We start from the raw sequence: 18,570 nt of genomic DNA, 5'->3' as shown, positions 1-18,570 counted from the left end.
TCCACAATTAACCAAAGTACCCTCTCCACTCCTCCACCATGTGCTCGGCGGCTGGGGTTCCTTCCGCCGGAAAGCCGTCCAGAAACTCTTTATCCGTACTGGGATTGTAAGGGCCTTCTTTGAGTTCGAGTACTACCGTATCAGGAACGAGCACCACTAGGGTATGATAGACCCCCTCCGGCAGTTCGATCGCACGAGTCGCTCCATTGGCAGAGATGCGTTCGGTCTGCAAAATTTGAGCGCTCTCGTCAAAAATAATGATACCGACTTCTCCCTGAATCACTAGGAAAAACTCGAACCCATTCACCTGGGATGGACGCTGATGTCGGTGGGGGCGAACGTAGGTTCCTGGTTGAAGAACATTCAGGAATCGCTGAACTTTTTCGGAGGGTTCGTGAAAGTCGTAATTCTGCCGCTGTCGAGGACTGTGACGGGCTTGCTCGACGATAGTATTGAGTAATTCTTCGGTGAGGCGTTTGATCGGTAGCGATTGCATAGCAGGTTTTCTCTCTAATTTTTTCACCTTGGGATGCTACCAAGGAAATCCCAAAAAGTAATCTCATCTGCCGCATCTTTTGTTTGATATTGCGCCTGTAGGGAGCGGTTTGTCACTCTTTGGCTCAATTATGATTTGAGTACAGCCCGATCAGCAGAAAAAATAATGAGTAAAAACAAACATTTACCAGAAGACAGGAAAGCACCTGTTAAGGGTACGGCTCACCCAGAGAGCAAAAAAACGCAACAAGCCGCAGAGAAAGCGACAACTTATGCGGCTAGCGTAACGGCACCAGAAACAGTCGTTGTGGACAATCCGCCGCCGAAGCCGAACTATCCCCTCTATCGAGTGCAACCTGGAGAGCGTATCTCCTTAGCTGACATGGACCCCAATGCCTCGGAACACTACAGAAAAAAGAAAGAGGTGATGGCAGAACTGGAAAAACATTGTCAGCGAATTCGCAAGTTACAAGAGCGTTTGTATGCCGAGAACCAACGCAGCTTACTGATTGTGCTACAAGCGATGGATACTGGGGGCAAAGATGGCACAATTAAACACGTCTTTGGCGAAGTTAACCCTCAAGGTTGCCAAGTTTGGTCGTTTAAAATACCCAGTGAGGAAGAAGCCAGCCACGATTTTCTCTGGCGCTACCACCATCGCGTACCGCAGCGTGGCATGATTACGATCTTTAATCGCGCTCACTACGAAGATGTTCTGGTTGTGCGTGTTCATAATTTAGTACCAGAAGATGTATGGCGGCAGCGCTATCACATCATTAATGAATTTGAACAAATGCTCACGCTCAGCAACATTACCATCCTTAAGTTTTTTCTGCATATTTCCAAAGACGAACAAAAGCGCCGCTTGGAGAGTCGGTTACAAAATCCCGACAAGCAATGGAAGTTTTCCCACAATGATATTAAAGAGCGACTCTTGTGGGACGACTATCAGCAGGCATTTGAGGATGCGATTAGTAATTGTTCTACAACCTATGCTCCTTGGTACGTTGTTCCAGCGAACAATAAGTGGTATCGCAATCTAGTTGTTGCTCGCACGATCGCAGATACTCTGGAGGCCATGAATCCTCAATACCCAAGTGCAGAAGAGGGTTTGGAAAATATCGTAATTCCTGATTGAATTCTAGTGATCCATCCTCACTAAAAAGAAACCCCATTGGGAGGATAGCCAATAGGGTCGAGAACTCTGTGTTGCATCTATCTAGAACATAGCGGAGGAGAGTAGACCCATAATCTGTCGGAAGTAAGATGCAAGCGTAGGTTCTGAAATCTCACATCTAGAGCAACAGGCAGAAGGCAAAGGGCACCGGAGCTCATACGAGGAGGCTTTTATGTTGATTACTAGTACGTGGTGGTTTCAGCCGTTAAATCTGTCCTAACCTTTATGGCGACAGCTATAACATCTAAAATTCTTAAATTACGCCAAAAGACAGACCCAAACCATTCCTGATGGCTCAATTTTTTCTAGAAGAGTGAAAAGTGGCGGTTGCCCTTGCCAGGATGAGAAAAATGGAGCGGTGTGTCGCATATAGCCAGAAAGGCGGGACTGCGTTTTCTTGGCAGCGCCGAAGGTAAGGAATCGCCTATTATCACGCTCTATCAACTGGGGCGCGCTAATATTCTTCACTCTTGCTGACTTGTGGGAGACAAATCGCCATGATGATTTCCTCGGATGGGCACAGGGGCACTGCCGTAGTCAAAAGTTTGGCGACAGATACCTGGGTCAAAGCTAGCTGGGAAGAGTTTATTGGTCTGGCGGAAGACCCTGCTTATATCGATGGCAGGTTTTATTACCATCAAGGACTCTTAAGAATTGAGATGTCGCCCCTTGGCCCTCGACATGGCCGTCAAAATTCGATTATTTCCAAGGCGGTTAGTCTTTTTGCCACCATTAAGAATGTGCGGATTGTTGAGTTTGTGAATACTAGTTTTCGCAAGGCAGGTATTGGGGAATTTCAACCCGATTTGGCCTTTTACATTGGTTCGGGTTTGAGAGTGCCGCCGCAAACGGATGCCCCCATCGATCTGGAAGAGTATGACCCCCCAACGTTAGTTGTAGAAATTGGTAGCGTTTCGGTTAGTGATGATTTGGGACGGAAGCGCTTATTGTATGAACAGTCGGGGGTTGAGGAATATTGGGTGAATGATTTGAATGTGGAGGAAGTGATTGCATTTGCGATCGCGGCTGGGCGCAGTGGTCGAGTTAGCAAGTCCCTGGTGCTGCCGGAGTTGACCATCTCTCTGGTGGAGGAAGCGATAAAACGCAGTCATCTTGAGGATGATACGAAGATTAATCTTTGGCTGCTTAAGACTTTTAGCCAAGCGTGAGAGATTGAGTACTTAATCGTACAATTGCTTAACTCGATCCGCTTGACAAGTTGCGCTAAGTGACACTCAGACGTTGTTGGAGAACCTCGAAGCGATGAGGACAATCAGCATGAGTAAACCTAGGGCGCGACGAAAGTAGTTAACGCCCTCGAATAGCTCCTGCCACGCCCAAGTAAACAAAGAGCCAAACGCTATTGCATCTATAGCTATATGGATGTTGCCACTTCTCACAATTAAGTTGAGTACAGTTGCTGTAATCCCAACCAAAAGCGGCAGATTTGGCGGTTGAGCAATAACAATATTGCCCTCGTTGTCTCGAAAAGTTTTATCGAGTAAGGTATTTTCCATGAATCAATTTTGTCCTTGTTGTTTCGGAAAGTTTTATTGAATAAGCTATTTTCCATAAATCTAAGCGTACTTGGCTCCGGGAGGCTCAACCCTCACTCCTTAGTCGTAACTCCTGGACATTCTGAATCTGAGAAAAATACTACTTAGTGGATAATTAAAAGAGATTTTACTTTTCTTGATTCTCACGTTTTTCAATAAACCAATTCATGGATGCTTACGCCATCTTCAAGCAGGCTCAATACCAGCGAGTTAGCGATGGAGCCATCGTGCCACTGTTGAGCGATTGCGAATTGTTCACTCGGCTGTTAGTGTTGGTTTGGCCTCAACTGGGGGATTTTGACACTCTTGAATATGCCTGGTGGCTACAACGAGAAGCTGAACGGATTCAAAAGCAAGGAGTGGTGATCCGGGCTGTGGGTATCGGCGATCGCGCATCGGGGCAACAATTTTGTGACTACACAGGGTTCCCACCCGATTGTCTGTTTATCGATCCCAAGGCAGAACTACACCAAAAGCTTAATCTCTATCCAGGGCTATCGCTCAAACTTAAAAGCCTCTCGACGGCTCAAAACGCCTGGATCAATTTGATGCTGATGTGTGCAGGAATCGGTAGTCCTGGGACTCTGGCTGAGGTGTTTCGCGGTTATCGGGGCGATCGCAAAGCACCCCAGTTGATTGACGATGAAGAGGTTGTGTTGGCGAAACCTCTGCCCCCACTCAAGGGTTCGTTCTTCAATAAGGCCGGAGGTAAAGGGTTTCAGCGTCCTTTTGAACTGGCAACTCTGCGACTGCGAAATATGGTTGAGGTTTTAAGCCATTGGAACACCTACGTTCCAGATCCAGCTTATTTAACCCAGCGAGGGGGAACGTTTCTTTTGAATGCTCAGGGGGAATTGCTTTACGAGCACCGCGATCGGGGAATCCTTGGTTTTGCTGCTGATATGAGCTATCCGCTCTCGTTTCTGAGTCTTGAGCAGGATGAAATTGTCTAATATCATGTGCGCTGAGAAAACCACACTATGCGGGAGTTTGTAGTGAGGACTAAATCCTCAGGGTGTGGCGCACAATCGCTCACCACGCATCCTCCCTCACATCGTGAAAGTATAGATATAAATAATTCCCTCATTTTTGAGGCTCACAGCAACAAATCCATGTATTTGCCGAAATAGTTTATGAGGCGCGTAAAACTCAAATTCTTCTTTCTTTTGTCCGGATAACCACCAACTTATCTCAGGAGAGGTAGGAAATTCTGTTGGCGGTATCTTAGGTTGAAGTTCGTGTCTCCACTGACTAATATTCTTGGGTTCAACCACAATCTTTGCATAAAATCTGTAGTCCGCTGGGCCTAAAAAGTTGTCCCCTATCTGGTACCCAATGTACTGAGCTTCAAGGATTTGGGTTGGAGGTTCAACACTCATTATTTTTTTCAAAACAGTTATCCTTTCAGTAGGATTCTGTGTTTGAGAGCTATCAAGAGTCTTTTGCCAGACTGCATCCTTGTTACAACCAATAAGCATTGAGCCACTCCCACCGATTGAATCGGTGGGATTCAGGCATCGAGCAGGGATTGCAGGAGTAACTCCTGTCTGACATCCCCTAAGCCTAGGGTTGAACTCCCAACCCTTTTAATATTTAATGCGGCGTTCTCATCCCTGTCATTGACCGAGTGGCAGGATAGACAACGCCAGCGTCTAACCGACAAATCTAGTTCGTCTAGAATATGACCACAACAAGAACAGGTTTTACTAGAGGGATACCAGCGGTCAATATAGATAACTCGCTTCCCTTTGTTCTTGGCTACCCATTCCAGTATTTGCAAGAAATCCCCTAAAGCCAAGTCGCTAACCTTGCGTCCCCATAAACGCTGCATCCCTTTGAGGTTTAGCGTCTCGAAACATAACAGGTCAAACTGATCAGTCAGCTTGTGTGCTAACTTCCAGAACCAATCGCGCCTGCGGTTACTAATAGCCTCGTGACAACGAACCAAATGTTTCCTTGCAAGTCTACGGTTGTTTGACCCCTTCTGTTTTTTAGAGTGCTGCTTAGACGCTTTTTGGAGGACATTGAGGGATGATTTTAGGAATTCGGGGGATTCAACCTTGAATCCTTCCGAGCAAGTGAGGAACGCTTTCAACCCAAAGTCAAATCCAGCTATCTTACCTGTCTCGAATGTGACTTCTGCTGTTGAATATCCGTCAACAACGACAACCATGAACAGCTCACCTAAAGCGGTACGTTTGATGGTTAAAGTTTTAACGGTTCCTTCTATCTCTCTGGAGTTCCAGTATTGATATACCCGACTTCCTATCTTGACTCGATTTCCTCCCAAGAATTTGTATCCGGCTTGCTTGAGGGTGAATGACTTATATTTTTTGACTTTCTTAAAACTCGGTGGTTTGACTCCTTTTTTGTGGTGTTTGAAGAATAGGTGATAGGCTTTATCAATGCGTTGACAGATATCCTGAACAGCTTGAGAACCTACTAATTGCCACAACGGATTACGCTTGCGCAATTTAGCGATATGTTTCTGAAGTTGACGCGAGGGCAAGTGCTGACCCCACATCCGATAGTATCGACGATGCAGAGCAATGCAATGGTTATAAATTACCCCAGCCGCGCTGATTGTCCGTTTGAGGTATTTATTCCGCTTGTGGCTGTAGAGCTTAAACTTCAGGGTTTTCATGTCTTTAATGATACCATGCATCCATACAACGTATAGACGCCATGCAGAAGAAACCTCTGAGCCTGCGAATTGAGGAAAGTCGTTTAGAAAAGCTAAAACAATATGCTAGCCAGAAAAAGAAAACAATGACCCAGCTAATAGAGGATTGGATAGACAGACTGCCACCGCCATCTAGCACTGACGCCCCTTAAAAGCGCTACGCTACATCCCACCCATGAATGAGGTGGGCTTTGCTTATTCTTCTGTAAAGTCAATATTGCTACGCTGATTAACTTTTTAAGTCGGCTCATTCCCCGGATACCTCGTTTGGTATTTCTCAAGAAGTTTGCTGAAAAACTCTAGTTTTTGCAACAAATTCCTCCGACAATGCTTCAAAGAATCATGTTGGTCTTGAAGTGTTTTGATGCGTTTTAGCTTAAGTTTCCTGGCTAGTAGTTTTGCTGTGTTGAACTTATCCATTCCCAGGGCGTTGGGGTTTACTGACATCCAAACTCATTGGGCGCAAGCGTGTATCAATCAGATGGCACCGCGCAAGCTGGTGAGTGGTTACCCGGATGGTACTTTTCGTCCTAATGCAACGATTACCCGTGCTGAGTTTGCGGTTTTGATGCTCAATGCTTTCCCAGATGCCCCCCAAAAGCGGGCTGGGACAACGTTTAAAGATGTGCCGACGAGTCACTGGGCGCATAAGGCAATTCAGGATGCTTACAAACGCGGCTTTTTTTCCGGTTATCCCGGTGGGGTGTTTCTCCCGAACCAAGCGATTCCGAGAGTGCAAGCGATTGGTGTTTTGGCAGGGGCAAAGAATTTTAACTTTTCCGGCAATGCGGAGGGAACGCTAAGGCAGTATTTTACCGATGCGGCACAGATTCCGGATTATGCCAAAAATGCGATCGCCGCTGCAACCATCAATAGTCTCGTCGTCAACTATCCCAACGTTAAACAGCTCAAACCCAATCAAACTGCCACTCGTGGGGAAGTCGCGTCGTTAATTTGTCGGGCGTTATTCATCTATGCGGTGCAGCCGCAGTACATTGCTGGGGTAGAAACTCGCCCCCAATCGGTTCGGGCGCTACCGGGAAAACTCGATACTGTTCCTACATTTAACAGCAACAGTCCAGAACTGGTAAAAACAGAAGGGATTTTGCTGTCAACCTTCCCACCAGAAGGAAAACAGGTACCCTCTGCCCATCTCAATTTCCCCTTTGAGGGACGATTTGATGTCTTTACTCACCATATCGCTAGGGCGGAAACGCAAGCAGAAACGGGTACCCTTTACCAAGGGGTGATTGTCCACAATCCCAGTGATAAACCCGTCACGGTGGAGGTTTTGCAAGCTGCCAGTTATCTTTCGACTCCAGAAGCACCCTTCAAAGAGTTACCCGATATGAAGGATAATGCCGATGGCAGCGTCTACTCTGGCCCTGGTAGCCGGACGATGAGTGATGTTCTGCGAGGAGTGCGGCAGGGGATTTTCCCCGCGCAGTTGGTGATTGAGCCGGGGCAAAGTCAGATATTAATGAATCAGCCGATTACGATAGAACGGGCACCCGCTTCTAATGGTCGTTCTACGATGATGCGGTTGAGGAGTAATGGGCCAGTTTATGTGGCGAATTTAGCCAAGAGAGGTGTCCGCGCACCAACGCTGAAAGAATGGCAAGGATTACTGGAAACTGGAGGTTTTGCAGGGCCACGCGACCCGATTCCCACACCCCTCGACCCACCCAGAGAACCCACGGTGTTTAGTCGTGTGGCGGGTGTTTCTGAGGGGGCGCAATGGCAGGCAGAGATTACAGATACTCCGAATGGGGAACACCTCAGCCTCCCTGAACCGGGAAAGGCGTTCTCCTACGTCGTGGGTACATTACATTTGATTACTCTGGGCACGGGGCAAATCCAAAGTGCAGCGATGTTAAGGCGCTATGAAGATACAGCTTATTTTGCCCACAGTAATTATGGGGTGGAATACAATCTCACGTTGCCGCTGAAAAACACTACAAGTCAACCTCAGACGGTGACGGTATCCTTGCAAACGCCCTTGAAGGATGAGGGAGGGAAAGATGTACTGCTGTTCTTGAACCCACGAGTTGACCAGATTTTCTTTCGCGGTACGGTGAAGGTGAGTTATAAGGATGATGCAGGACAATCGCAGACGCGCTATGTGCATCTAGTACAGCGACGGGGGCAACCGGGTGAACCCTTGGTAACGCTAACTCTACCACCTGAGGCAAGTCGGGAAGTCCAGGTAAGCTTAGTCTATCCTCCAGATTCCACTCCACCGCAAGTTTTGACAGTTAAAACGTTGGATAAATAACGATATCCTTTCCTAATGCATCCCAACTCACTGATATAGCAAAAGGCAGAAGGCACCGGAGCTTTAGTGAGGAGGCAAAAAGCAGAAGGGTTATTACTGCTATGTGGTCGTTTAGGCCGTTCAATAAAGTCCCAACCTTATGCTTACAGCTATAACATTTCACTTTTAGTACGCTACACATTGACCCCCCCGGCCCTCCTCATCCTCACTAAAGTCCTCGTATGAGCTCCGGCGGTCGCTCCGGTTATTAAGGGGGGAGTAAGAATAGTGCTTTCTGAACTGAAGACCAATGCCACTCTCGTTAAGATGGAGAATCTATATAGGTGTGCAACTCGTGAAAAAGATTCTGATCGTCGTCCACCAACCCACCTCTGATACTGGACTCGTGGGGCAAATTCTTCGCGCTTGGGGCTATACCCTAGATATCCGAGTACCGAGTCAGCAGGACGAACTCCCCCCAACGATGGATAATCACGAAGGTGTGATCATTTTTGGGGGGCCGATGAGTGCAAATGATCGCGAAACTCTCCCCTTCATCGGTACCGAACTTGATTGGATTCCAGTTGCTCTAAAATCGGGTAAACCTTACCTGGGAATCTGCCTCGGTGCTCAATTATTAGCCCGTGTCCTCGGTGCAACGGTTCAACCTCATCCTGATGGCAGGGTAGAAATCGGCTACTTTCCAGTGATGCCGACTGGAATGGATAGCGAACATTTCGATCAGCCGTTGTATGTCTATCACTGGCACCGTGAAGGGTTTGAACTGCCGAAGGGTGCAGTTTCCCTGTTTGAAGGCGAAGTTTTTAAGAATCAGGCATTTCGCTATGGTGAGAATGCCTATGGTGTCCAGTTTCACCCGGAGATGACGCGAGAGATGATGGAACGGTGGACGACAGAGGGCGCTCACATGGTAACCCTTCCGGGGGCACAGTCTCGTGATGAGCATTTCTACCAGCATTCCTTATATGCGATCGCAATGGAAAATTGGCTCAAAAGATTTCTCTGCCACTGGTTGGGACAAGATGCGATTACCCAAAAAGTCTGCGCGTGAACTCTAGAATTCGTCTGATTTATGTCGGAAACTGATCCGGCTAACTTGATGGTTGAACATTCAGGGTTGTTCATGCCTTGCTAATTGTTCTCTCACCCAAGCCCGGAAAGCTTTCATCGTCGCATTTCTCCCTCTTACTTTACTTTGTTCCACAAAATCGTGGAGAACATCAGCCATAGGTAAATTGGGAAAAGCCAAGCTAGTTCCTGACTGAACATATTTGCCAGACTGAAGAATATTAATTTCTAGCTTTTTGCCGTTATAACGCCAGAGTTCAGTCACCCCTAATTCTTGATAATTATTAAACTTAGTTCTCGATGTAATATCAATTTCAATGGCTAATTCGGGCGGCGGGTCTATTTCTAAATTTAGCCGTTTCTTGCCTCTAATTTTGGCTTCTTTCTGAATATAAAAACAATCATCGGGTTCAACGGCTTGTCTCATCGCTTCATTTTCAAACGTCGTTGAACCAAGGCTCCTAAACTCGATGTCCATTTCTTCCAGAATTGCTTTGACAAAATCCCCAATAATGACTTTGTTATCTTCATGCTCTGGCAGTGGAGTCATAATTTCTAGCGTACCTTGGCTATAAGAAAGTCTCGCACTGCGACTTTCACCCAAATTGTTTAAAATATCTTGGAATTGCTGCCAGTTGACATTTTTTAAGAGCAGTTGATGTCCGGGTGGTACGATAATTTGTTCGAGGGCTAACAGCATTTTATTTTATACCAGCTTAAAGCTATACAAGGAACATTTGACAATACGTATTGGAACATATCCAGGCTAACACTCTACCTAAGTTGGATCGCTGTACTGAGATAAGCTAACCAGCCACAATTAGCCTTGCATAGGGCAGGCAGGATGCCTACCCCATAAACAAAATTATTGATTGTGGGATGGGCGTCTCGCCCGTCCTCTCATTTGGTGCAAGTCCCTCCAATAAAAAAGCGCTTACGAGCATTGGATGAAAAGTTCTCTCCCCTGACTCCTGACTTCTTTTTTCAGCTTAGATGTCACTCTACAAACCATTGCCAATTAGAATAAAGGGTGCCCAGTAGTAGGGGTGAGAAAAATTGGAACGGCTGTTATTAGCTGCGGTAGTCTCTACCCCAGGTTTGGAGACAACCCCAAGTCCTCGTTGTGGAGCATCTTTAGCCGTGAGTTTACCTTGCAACAAACTAAGTTGTGCTTGACGCAGTGCTTCGGCTTTAGGCATCGGTTTTTCTGATATTCCACTAGCTAAATCCTTGTAAAATTGTTGCATCAATAAGCTAGTGCTGGCATCGTTAACTGACCACAGGGAAGCCATCACTGCTTTAGCTCCCCCATTGAGAAAGTAGTAGGCGACACTGGCAATTTCTACCCCATCTTGACGAGGCCCAGCCAATGCCGTTTCGCAAGCGGATAGGACGACGAGGTGAATATTACTTAATGCCGTCAAGGCATTAATCTTGGCGATCGTTAGCTGTTCACCTGTTCCTAACAGAAGGTAAGACTTATCTGAGCTATTTGGCACAAATTCACCGTGAGTGGCAAGGTGCAAAATCTTGTATCCCGTGAGATTGTCTCGCAGAGTACGAAAGTCAAAGGCGTGGTTTAGGAATTTCTCTCCCGGATAAATGCCTTGGGTATCGTTGGTTTTCGTTAGCACGATCGCATCTAATTCGGCGGGTACATTCGGCAAAGCATTGAAACCAGAGACAGCATCTGATAGTCCCATTGCCAGAATAGGGGTGTTTTGAGTTCCGGTTGGCAGGCGATCGCGCATATCGGTCAAATCGGCTGATAGCACCGTATATACAGAGTAGTTCTCAATCAGGTAGTTTTTCCCATCAAACAGAGCACTCATGGGGATGTAGCGCGTCACCCGATCAAGGGAAAAGACTAGATGTTTAATGGGGTTTGCCTTCAGTTCCGCTTCTAGGGGTTTAATCAACCAGTTGTAGAGTTTGGCACTGGTGGCTTGAACTTCTGCAATATTAGAGTTAGGACTTTGTAGTAATTTACGGAACTGGACGACTGTTTCCCCTAACTCCTGTTGTCCAACATTGACTTCAACTTTCTTGACGACATCCCCTTCGGAGTACATCAGCAACCAGAGCTTATTCTCCATCACTAAGGGGTAAATCATCACTGTACCCGGTTGCGCTTTGACAATTTCTCTAGCTTTCGCCAGTTTCCGGGGGTCGAAGAACACATCGTCGGTGGTACGGTTAGCGCGGATTTCCTTGTCAATTTTCAGCAAGTCTTGATTGAATTGTTCTACCACAGCGGTGAGTTTGTCATTGAGGGCGCTTTTTTGGCTACAATTTGTGCGATCGCATTCGCTAATCTTTCGTCCCAAAGCAATTAAAGACTGACTAGCGGCGGGAATCTTGCTTTCAGTTGCACTTAGAGGCACATTTGGCTTGTCGGTTGGGCAAATTCTACAGTTTTTTGCGGTTCTCTTTGGGCAAAGTAAGTATCAGCAAGACTTAATAAAGCAATACCTTCACCTTGGCGATTTTTAAGTTGCCGCATCGTGGCAAGTGCCTGTTGATAATATTCGCGACTTTTGGGGTAATTTCCCAGCTTACTGTAGATATCACCGAGATTAAACTCTGATATGGACTCCAGTAAAGGACTCTTAAGTTCTGTAGCTATTTTCAAGCTTTGCTGATTCAACTCCAATGCTCTCTGATAGTCATTGCTATTGTTGTAAAGATTACCCAGGTAAGATAATGCTTGAGATTCCAAACCAGGATTTTTTAACTCTTGTGCTATTGCCAAACTTTGCTCGATGAACTCCTTACCTTTGGTGTAATTGCCAACTATTTGGTAAGCATCGCCCAAATTCATTAGCAAGCTTGCTTCTTGTTGACGGTCTTTGTATTTTCTTGCAGATACTAAGCCTGGTTCTACAACAGAAATTACTTTTTGATAGTCTCCCAATTTTTGATAAGCATTGCTGAGAGACTCCGCCGCCCATGCTTCGCCTCGGAAGTTTTTGATTTTTTGAGCAATAGCCAAGCTTTGTTGTCCTACTTCAATCCCCTGCTCATATTTCCCTTGTGCATTGTATGCTTGGCTAAGAGCAGCCAAAGCTTGTTGTTCAAAATTGGGATTTTGCTGTTGTCGAGACTTTGCCACAGATTGGTTTGCTACCTCAATGGCTTTTTGGGTGTCTCCTACAGCCCCGTAACTGCGGCTCAAATCTTGTAAAGCCAAGAACTCATAGTTACTTTCACTCTGCTGTAGCAGTGTCAAGCATTGTTGTGCTAACTCCAGAGCTTTTTGATAGTTCCCTTGGTTATTGTAAATGTCCCTCAATTCACCCAAAGTATGCTGTTCAATGTCGCTATTTTCTAGTCGTTTAGCAACTTGTAAGGCTTGGTTTGCTAACTCTATTGCCTGGGACAGAAAATTGCCTTCGGCGAAGCGATTACCTACCTCTCGGTGTGCGTCTAATGATTTCTCAAACCACTCCAAAGCACGGGGATAGTCTTCCAAATCTGAATATAGTGAACCTATCGCACCAAACGTATAACCTATCTGAAATTTATCTCCTACTTCTTGCTGAATTGCCAGTGCTTGGTTATATATTTCTAAAGCTTTAGACTTTTGTTTTAAATAAGAGTAAGTTACCCCTATTTTTGTCAGTGTCCTACCTTCCCCTGCCCTATCTTTTCCCTCTCGACGAATAGCTAAGGCTTGCTGTAAAGTTTCCAAAGCTTTGTCATATTGGTCTTTGAAGAGGTAAATTGAGCCAAGGTTATCGAGGGTTTCTCCTTCCCCCTTTCGGTCTTTTAGTTCCCGACGCATAGCCAAGGCTTGCTGCAAGACATCTTCGGCTTTGTCAGGTTGCGCTAAACCGAGGTAAACCTCACCTATGTTGTTGAGGGTTTGCCCAATTCCGGCTTTGTCGTTCAGTTGTTGCCGTATCTCCAGTACCCGTTGATAAGTTTGCAGTGCTTTGGGGTATTCCCCGTGGCGATACTGCTGCACGCCTTCTTGGAATAGCTTGTCTACCTCAGTTTGGCGGTTTTGAGTCGTGAGTGTCTGTGCTGAGGCAGGGAGTAGGAAGTCGAGAGTAGAGGTAACCCTTGTGCTTGCCCTAGGGAGTAGGGAAGGAGTCAGGGAAAGCAGCAACGTTGTCGTAAACAAGCTGACGGACTTGAGACGGGGGTGCATTTGGGCAAGTCCTGTGTTGGTAGAGGATTACTGACGTAACAACATATATCTCATGAGTTGGGAGCTTATGCAGTGCGATCGCTCCGCGCTGCCCGGAAGGGGCGATCGCATAGGCTAACAACTGGCTATCAATGCCTACATTTTTTATCAACCCCTAGTCCGGAGTGTTCACATAGCAGAAGTTACAATAAACAGACCGCCCTCCAAACTTGATTATTTCTAAGTGTGGAAACAAACTGGAGACTCAAATGACCCCAGCAACAATCGCAACACCCACAAAGGAATCACCCCTTTTGTTTGAGGGACTAACTTGGAGAGAGTTTAAAGCCGTTGAGCAATTATTAGATCGTCCAGGATATCGACTCTCTTTCCTGGATGGAGTTTTGGAGATTCGACGAATGCCAGGAGAACCCCACGAAACAGTTAAAAAGAGGATTGCTGCATTGTTGGAACTTTACCTGCTCATGGCAGGGTTTGACTTTACTCCAACTGGCTCAATGACTCTAGAAAGTGAAGGGGGCGCTGTCAAGCGAGAGGCAGATGAATCTTATAAACTTGCCCCAAGTCGAGTGCGTCCCGATCTAGCGATCGAGGTGGTGTTTACGAGTGGCGGCATCAACAAACTGGAGGTGTACAAGCGGCTGAAGATAAAGGAAGTGTGGTTTTGGGAAGACGGAGTTTTAGAGGTCTATCACCTACGGGAAGAGGGGAATACACTTCACTATGAAAAGGTTTCTAGTAGTGAGGAAGTAAAAGCCATCGATCTAAATTTGTTGTTACGTTGCATCAATATGGTGAATCATGTTGATGCGATCAAGACTTTTCAGCAGGAACTTCAGCAATAGCCGGGGAAAAGCTGTCGCGCTATAGATTAGATCCCCCCTAGGGCCTGTTTTCAAACCCTTTCGCTCCCCCCAGCCCTTCGATGAATTGGGGGGAGAAAACTCTTAAAGTCCCCCTTAAAAAGGGGGATTTAAGGGGATCTTCCAGGATGAAACGCAATAACGAGTAGTTTGAAAACACGCCCTAGCCCCCCTTAAAAAAGGGGAACTAGATAATAGAGATCATGTGTGGTACAAACTTAGCCCAATCCCAAATCCGTCACGGCACCGACACTACTAGAAGAAACTAACTTGGCATACTTCGCCAGCACACCTGTTGTATACCGAGGTGTGGGCGGTTGCCAGTTAGCACGGCGTCGTTCGAGTTCCTCATCCGATACATTGAGCTGTAACAACCGAGCAGGGGCATCAATCGTAATCGTATCCCCTTCTTGAATCAATGCGATCGCACCCCCAACCGCTGCCTCTGGTGCCACATGTCCCACAACCATGCCGTAGGTGCCCCCAGAAAAGCGCCCGTCAGTAATTAAACCCACCGCATCGCCTAACCCAGCACCAATCAGTGCTGAAGTTGGAGCCAGCATTTCCCGCATTCCTGGCCCACCTTTTGGCCCTTCATAACGGATAACAATTACATCTCCTGCCTGAATCTGATTAGCAAGAATGGCATCTAGACAAGCTTCCTCGGATTCAAATACCCGTGCAGGGCCAGTAATTTGTGGCTTTTTGACGCCTGTAATTTTCGCCACGGCACCCTCTGTTGCCAGATTCCCTCTCAAAATTGCCAAGTGCCCTTGAGCATACATCGGATTATCCCAAGTACGAATCACATCTTGGTCTTTCGGGGGTTCCTCTGGAACATCTGCCAATACTTCAGCAATGGTTTGACCCGTAATCGTTAAGGCATCACCATGCAACAAATCATGCGCCAGCAGCATTTTCATCACTTGAGGAATGCCACCAGCGCGATGTAAATCGGTTGCCACATATTGACCGCTGGGTTTCAGGTCACAGAGTACCGGCACTTTCGCACGAATCGTCTCAAAATCATCGAGAATTAACTCTACTCCAGCCGAATGTGCGATCGCCAAGAAATGTAATACCGCATTCGTGGAACCCCCGACTGCCATAATGACCGCGATCGCATTTTCAAATGCCTTACGAGTTAGAATCTGGCGGGGCAATAACTGTTTCCGAATCGCCTCCACCAAGACAAAAGCCGATTTTTCCGCACTGTCCGCTTTTTCTGCATCTTCTGCTGCCATTGTGGACGAATACGGCAGGCTCATCCCCATCGCTTCAAAGGCGGAAGACATCGTATTCGCCGTATACATCCCACCGCAAGAACCTGCACCAGGGCAAGCCTTGCGTTCGACTTCCATCAGTTCGTTTTCGTCAATTTTGCCGGCGCTGTATTGCCCAACCGCTTCAAAGGAACTGACAACCGTCAAGTCGCGCCCGTTGTGATGTCCGGGTTTGATGGTGCCGCCGTAGACAAAAATGGCAGGAATATTCATCCGTGCCATTGCAATCATGGCACCTGGCATATTCTTGTCACAGCCGCCAATCGCCAGCACCCCATCCATACTCTGACCATTGCAAGCTGTCTCAATCGAGTCAGCAATCACGTCTCGTGACACCAGGGAATACTTCATCCCTTCCGTACCCATCGAGATGCCGTCGCTAATTGTAATCGTGCCGAACATTTGAGGCATGGCACTGGCGTTTTTAATCGCCGCCTCGGCTCGTTGGGCAAGCACATTGATGCCCATATTGCAAGGGGTAATCGTGCTGTAGCCATTAGCAAGACCCACAATGGGCTTGGTAAAATCTTGGTCTTGGAAACCCACCGCCCGTAGCATGGCACGGTTAGGCGATCGCTGAACGCCCTGGGTAACAACTTGGCTTCTAAGGTTGTCCGGCATTGGTGTGTTCTTCCTTGGTTATCCGCTATCCGCTATCAGCAGCATGGGTTGGAGGTTAGAAAGTATGCAGGTTGCAGGTTCACAAGTGGAAGGTTAGGGCTAGTTTGAACCTACCCGTCAGGAATGCCTACAGAAAATTATGTCCAACCGTCCAACTTTCAACCGACGAACCTTCCAACTTGACAAATGGAGCTTTCGCTGAAAACTATTTTTTGATTCTCTCAGAAATGTATGACGTTTTAGTTGGTTTTAGGACTTAAGAGTTTCTGCGAATCAGCCAGTCAGGAGAGGAACTCTGCAAGCTGATCAAAAACTCTCAACATATCGCTTCAATTCCCTAGCCATTCGTTGATTCCCTCGCTGCTCATCTCCCCGAATAAACGGCAGAAACACACGGGTTAAGAAACCTGAATAATAATTTTTGTGAATATATTGGGTACGACCCACACCAATCTCTTGCAATTCAAACACATACTCATTCCGCAAGCCAGGAATTGAGGAAACCCAGCTGAGGCAGAAATTGGGCTGAACCTGTATTATCAAAGGCTCAAATTCGGTTTCATCCTCGTGGGGAATGCGTCGCACAGAGAGGCAGACTTCGTTTCCTGGGCGAAAGGGAATGTTTGAGTTACGGTCATATAAAAACGTATTCCAGTGCTTCCATTGCTCTTTCTGGAATAAGGTTTGCCAAACTCTCTGTTTCGGCGCATTAATCACAATTTCAGTGTAAAGACTCGTCATAAAAAGGCATATCACCTCCTATAGGTGTAACTGAGTACAATGACTAGTCCGTTAGCCCTGTAGGCTAGGTGTTATTTGAGATTTTAGATTGAACAATTGGAAATCAATCTAAAATTTACAAGTTAAAAGCCAAAATTGATATAGCATGGCAGACCTCACACCCAACCCTAGCTTCAGTTTGACGATCCGCGTACAAGTTCCCAACCGTGCCGGGATGTTAGCCAGCGTGACACAGGCGATCGCAGATGTGGGAGGGAACCTTGGGCAAATAACGCTCCTCGAACAGACTCGCAGGATTTCCACTCGCGATCTTACGGTGGATGCCACAAGTACGGAACACGCCGAACAAATTGTCAACGCGGTTAAGGCTCTGAGCCATATCAAACTGCTCAACGTCTACGATCGCACATTTAACATGCATCGGGGCGGCAAAATTTGTGTCCAGAGCAAAATGCCGCTAGAAACTCAAGCCGATTTAGCCATGGCTTACACTCCCGGCGTGGGTCGAATTTGTGAAGCGATCGCAGAAGACCCAGAAAAAGTTTACTCCCTCACGATCAAAAGCAACACCGTCGCCATTGTCACCGATGGCAGTGCAGTATTGGGATTGGGCAACTTGGGGCCAGAGGCAGCGCTGCCAGTCATGGAAGGCAAAGCCATGCTGTTTAAAAAGTTTGCGGGTATTGATGCTTTTCCCATCTGCGTGGCGAACCAAAGTACAGACCAAATTGTCGAAACTGTCAAGAATATCGCTCCCGTATTTGGGGGTGTCAACCTGGAAGATATCAGTGCTCCACGCTGCTTTGAAATCGAAGAGCGACTGCGGCGGGAATTAGATATTCCTGTGTTTCACGATGACCAACATGGTACAGCGATTGTCAGTCTCGCGGCCTTGATTAACGCCTTGAAGCTGGTACACAAATCTATGGAGGACGTGAGGATTGTGATTAATGGGGCTGGTGCGGCTGGAATTGCGATCGCCCGCTTACTGCGGAAAGCCGGTGCTAAGACCATCTTAATGTGTGACTCTCAAGGCATCCTCTCCAAAAGCCGTGCTGACTTAACGCTGCAAAAGAAAGAATTTGCCGTTGATGCGGCGGGTTCCCTCGCTGGTGCCATGTCCGGTGCCGATGTGTTTTTGGGGGTTAGCGTCCCCCATGTCGTAACGCCACAGATGGTGCTGTCGATGGCTAAAAAACCGATTGTCATGGCGATGGCAAATCCCATCCCAGAAATTCAACCAGAATTAGTGGAGCATGATGTTGCTGTGATGGCAACTGGTCGGAGTGATTACCCAAATCAAATAAATAACGTCCTCGCCTTTCCGGGAATTTTTCGCGGTGCTTTAGACTGTCGCGCACAGGCAATTACTACCAATATGTACTTAGAAGCGGCGAATGCGATCGCCTCTTTGATTCATGCCTCAGATTTAGACCGAGAACACATCATTCCTTCCGTATTTGATGAGCGAGTCGTAACAGCCGTTGCCGGTGCTGTGCAGCGTGCGGCACGACAAGATGGTGTAGCACGTCGGTAATTCTTTTTTACTCTTGTTCCCCCCTTTTTAACCGGAGATCATACGAGGAGGGTTAGGGGGGATCATAGCCTGATTTGCTGTGTTCATTCTCCTTTTTCTTCTTCCCCAGCAGGGAGTT

General features: G+C 46.9%; 17 protein-coding genes. 8 read left to right on the top strand and 9 right to left on the bottom strand.

The features are described 5' to 3' along the window. Nucleotides 1-7: 7 nt before the first annotated feature. Nucleotides 8-496 carry a WbuC family cupin fold metalloprotein gene (locus tag NDI48_08165; protein MEP0831182.1) on the bottom strand — a complete coding sequence of 163 codons (489 nt, stop codon included), beginning with the start codon at nucleotides 494-496 and terminating at the stop codon, nucleotides 8-10. A gap of 165 nt (nucleotides 497-661) precedes the next feature. On the opposite strand from NDI48_08165, the gene NDI48_08160 reads away from it, so the two are divergent. Next, nucleotides 662-1,633 carry a polyphosphate kinase 2 family protein gene (locus NDI48_08160; GenBank protein MEP0831181.1) on the top strand — a complete coding sequence of 324 codons (972 nt, stop codon included), beginning with the start codon at nucleotides 662-664 and terminating at the stop codon, nucleotides 1,631-1,633. 536 nt (nucleotides 1,634-2,169) lie between these two features. Then, nucleotides 2,170-2,841, top strand: coding sequence for a Uma2 family endonuclease (locus tag NDI48_08155; protein MEP0831180.1), 672 nt, complete (start codon nucleotides 2,170-2,172; stop codon nucleotides 2,839-2,841). 66 nt (nucleotides 2,842-2,907) lie between these two features. Here NDI48_08155 and NDI48_08150 read toward each other — a convergent pair whose 3' ends face one another. Beyond that, the gene (locus NDI48_08150; GenBank protein ID MEP0831179.1) at nucleotides 2,908-3,189 is read right to left on the bottom strand and encodes a hypothetical protein; all 282 of its coding nucleotides are present in this window, start codon (nucleotides 3,187-3,189) and stop codon (nucleotides 2,908-2,910) included. A gap of 206 nt (nucleotides 3,190-3,395) precedes the next feature. Between NDI48_08150 and NDI48_08145 the strand changes: the two genes are divergently transcribed. Further along, a complete protein-coding gene (locus NDI48_08145) occupies nucleotides 3,396-4,181 on the top strand; it encodes an AhpC/TSA family protein (GenBank protein ID MEP0831178.1) in 786 nt (261 codons plus the stop codon). Nucleotides 4,182-4,277: 96 nt separating this feature from the next. On the opposite strand, the gene NDI48_08140 is transcribed toward NDI48_08145, so the two are convergent. Together NDI48_08140 and NDI48_08135 are read right to left on the bottom strand one after the other, a co-directional pair. Beyond that, complete coding sequence (locus tag NDI48_08140; GenBank protein ID MEP0831177.1) at nucleotides 4,278-4,706, bottom strand: hypothetical protein; 429 nt, start codon at nucleotides 4,704-4,706, stop codon at nucleotides 4,278-4,280. A gap of 32 nt (nucleotides 4,707-4,738) precedes the next feature. Further along, a complete protein-coding gene (locus NDI48_08135) occupies nucleotides 4,739-5,872 on the bottom strand; it encodes a transposase (protein MEP0831176.1) in 1,134 nt (377 codons plus the stop codon). Nucleotides 5,873-5,913: 41 nt separating this feature from the next. Between NDI48_08135 and NDI48_08130 the strand changes: the two genes are divergently transcribed. From NDI48_08130 to NDI48_08120, 3 genes are all read left to right on the top strand, one after another. Beyond that, entirely contained in the window at nucleotides 5,914-6,063 is a 150-nt protein-coding gene (locus tag NDI48_08130) for a DUF6364 family protein (GenBank protein MEP0831175.1), read from the top strand. Between the two features lie 212 nt (nucleotides 6,064-6,275). Further along, nucleotides 6,276-8,186 (top strand): DUF3370 family protein, encoded by a 1,911-nt coding sequence (locus tag NDI48_08125; protein ID MEP0831174.1) that lies wholly within the window; start codon nucleotides 6,276-6,278, stop codon nucleotides 8,184-8,186. Between the two features lie 334 nt (nucleotides 8,187-8,520). Next, nucleotides 8,521-9,237 carry a glutamine amidotransferase gene (locus tag NDI48_08120; GenBank protein MEP0831173.1) on the top strand — a complete coding sequence of 239 codons (717 nt, stop codon included), beginning with the start codon at nucleotides 8,521-8,523 and terminating at the stop codon, nucleotides 9,235-9,237. Between the two features lie 60 nt (nucleotides 9,238-9,297). Here NDI48_08120 and NDI48_08115 read toward each other — a convergent pair whose 3' ends face one another. The 3 genes from NDI48_08115 to NDI48_08105 form a co-directional block, all read right to left on the bottom strand. Continuing rightward, nucleotides 9,298-9,954 (bottom strand): Uma2 family endonuclease, encoded by a 657-nt coding sequence (locus tag NDI48_08115; protein ID MEP0831172.1) that lies wholly within the window; start codon nucleotides 9,952-9,954, stop codon nucleotides 9,298-9,300. A gap of 301 nt (nucleotides 9,955-10,255) precedes the next feature. After that, a complete protein-coding gene (locus tag NDI48_08110; GenBank protein ID MEP0831171.1) occupies nucleotides 10,256-11,638 on the bottom strand; it encodes a CHAT domain-containing protein in 1,383 nt (460 codons plus the stop codon). Continuing rightward, nucleotides 11,629-13,407: a tetratricopeptide repeat protein gene (locus tag NDI48_08105; GenBank protein ID MEP0831170.1), complete on the bottom strand. Its 1,779-nt coding sequence runs from the start codon at nucleotides 13,405-13,407 to the stop codon at nucleotides 11,629-11,631. The genes NDI48_08110 and NDI48_08105 overlap by 10 nt, the downstream gene beginning before the upstream one ends. 248 nt (nucleotides 13,408-13,655) lie before the next feature. Between NDI48_08105 and NDI48_08100 the strand changes: the two genes are divergently transcribed. Next, nucleotides 13,656-14,252, top strand: coding sequence for a Uma2 family endonuclease (locus NDI48_08100; GenBank protein MEP0831169.1), 597 nt, complete (start codon nucleotides 13,656-13,658; stop codon nucleotides 14,250-14,252). Nucleotides 14,253-14,488: 236 nt separating this feature from the next. On the opposite strand, the gene ilvD is transcribed toward NDI48_08100, so the two are convergent. Together ilvD and NDI48_08090 are read right to left on the bottom strand one after the other, a co-directional pair. Next, the gene (ilvD, locus tag NDI48_08095; GenBank protein MEP0831168.1) at nucleotides 14,489-16,174 is read right to left on the bottom strand and encodes a dihydroxy-acid dehydratase; all 1,686 of its coding nucleotides are present in this window, start codon (nucleotides 16,172-16,174) and stop codon (nucleotides 14,489-14,491) included. 306 nt (nucleotides 16,175-16,480) lie between these two features. Continuing rightward, entirely contained in the window at nucleotides 16,481-16,915 is a 435-nt protein-coding gene (locus NDI48_08090) for an SRPBCC domain-containing protein (GenBank protein MEP0831167.1), read from the bottom strand. 145 nt (nucleotides 16,916-17,060) lie between these two features. On the opposite strand from NDI48_08090, the gene NDI48_08085 reads away from it, so the two are divergent. After that, nucleotides 17,061-18,452 carry an ACT domain-containing protein gene (locus NDI48_08085; protein MEP0831166.1) on the top strand — a complete coding sequence of 464 codons (1,392 nt, stop codon included), beginning with the start codon at nucleotides 17,061-17,063 and terminating at the stop codon, nucleotides 18,450-18,452. Nucleotides 18,453-18,570: the final 118 nt, after the last annotated feature.

The organism is Microcoleus sp. AS-A8 (genome assembly GCA_039962225.1).
Classification (GTDB): Bacteria; Cyanobacteriota; Cyanobacteriia; order Cyanobacteriales; family Coleofasciculaceae; genus Allocoleopsis.
Note: the sequence above shows the minus strand (reverse complement) of the source record. Positions and strands in the feature narration are given on the sequence as shown.

What these genes read in the sequence shown, in the direction of transcription:
- NDI48_08165 (MEP0831182.1), bottom strand. Translation starts at nt 496, where the DNA reads ATGCAATCGCTACCGATCAAACGCCTCACCGAAGAATTACTCAATACT.
- NDI48_08105 (MEP0831170.1), bottom strand. Translation starts at nt 13,407, where the DNA reads ATGCACCCCCGTCTCAAGTCCGTCAGCTTGTTTACGACAACGTTGCTG.
- NDI48_08085 (MEP0831166.1), top strand. Translation starts at nt 17,061, where the DNA reads ATGGCAGACCTCACACCCAACCCTAGCTTCAGTTTGACGATCCGCGTA.
- NDI48_08115 (MEP0831172.1), bottom strand. Translation starts at nt 9,954, where the DNA reads ATGCTGTTAGCCCTCGAACAAATTATCGTACCACCCGGACATCAACTG.
- NDI48_08100 (MEP0831169.1), top strand. Translation starts at nt 13,656, where the DNA reads ATGACCCCAGCAACAATCGCAACACCCACAAAGGAATCACCCCTTTTG.
- NDI48_08145 (MEP0831178.1), top strand. Translation starts at nt 3,396, where the DNA reads ATGGATGCTTACGCCATCTTCAAGCAGGCTCAATACCAGCGAGTTAGC.
- NDI48_08150 (MEP0831179.1), bottom strand. Translation starts at nt 3,189, where the DNA reads ATGGAAAATACCTTACTCGATAAAACTTTTCGAGACAACGAGGGCAAT.
- NDI48_08160 (MEP0831181.1), top strand. Translation starts at nt 662, where the DNA reads ATGAGTAAAAACAAACATTTACCAGAAGACAGGAAAGCACCTGTTAAG.
- NDI48_08135 (MEP0831176.1), bottom strand. Translation starts at nt 5,872, where the DNA reads ATGAAAACCCTGAAGTTTAAGCTCTACAGCCACAAGCGGAATAAATAC.
- NDI48_08125 (MEP0831174.1), top strand. Translation starts at nt 6,276, where the DNA reads ATGCGTTTTAGCTTAAGTTTCCTGGCTAGTAGTTTTGCTGTGTTGAAC.
- NDI48_08155 (MEP0831180.1), top strand. Translation starts at nt 2,170, where the DNA reads ATGATGATTTCCTCGGATGGGCACAGGGGCACTGCCGTAGTCAAAAGT.
- NDI48_08090 (MEP0831167.1), bottom strand. Translation starts at nt 16,915, where the DNA reads ATGACGAGTCTTTACACTGAAATTGTGATTAATGCGCCGAAACAGAGA.
- NDI48_08140 (MEP0831177.1), bottom strand. Translation starts at nt 4,706, where the DNA reads ATGCTTATTGGTTGTAACAAGGATGCAGTCTGGCAAAAGACTCTTGAT.
- NDI48_08130 (MEP0831175.1), top strand. Translation starts at nt 5,914, where the DNA reads ATGCAGAAGAAACCTCTGAGCCTGCGAATTGAGGAAAGTCGTTTAGAA.
- ilvD (MEP0831168.1), bottom strand. Translation starts at nt 16,174, where the DNA reads ATGCCGGACAACCTTAGAAGCCAAGTTGTTACCCAGGGCGTTCAGCGA.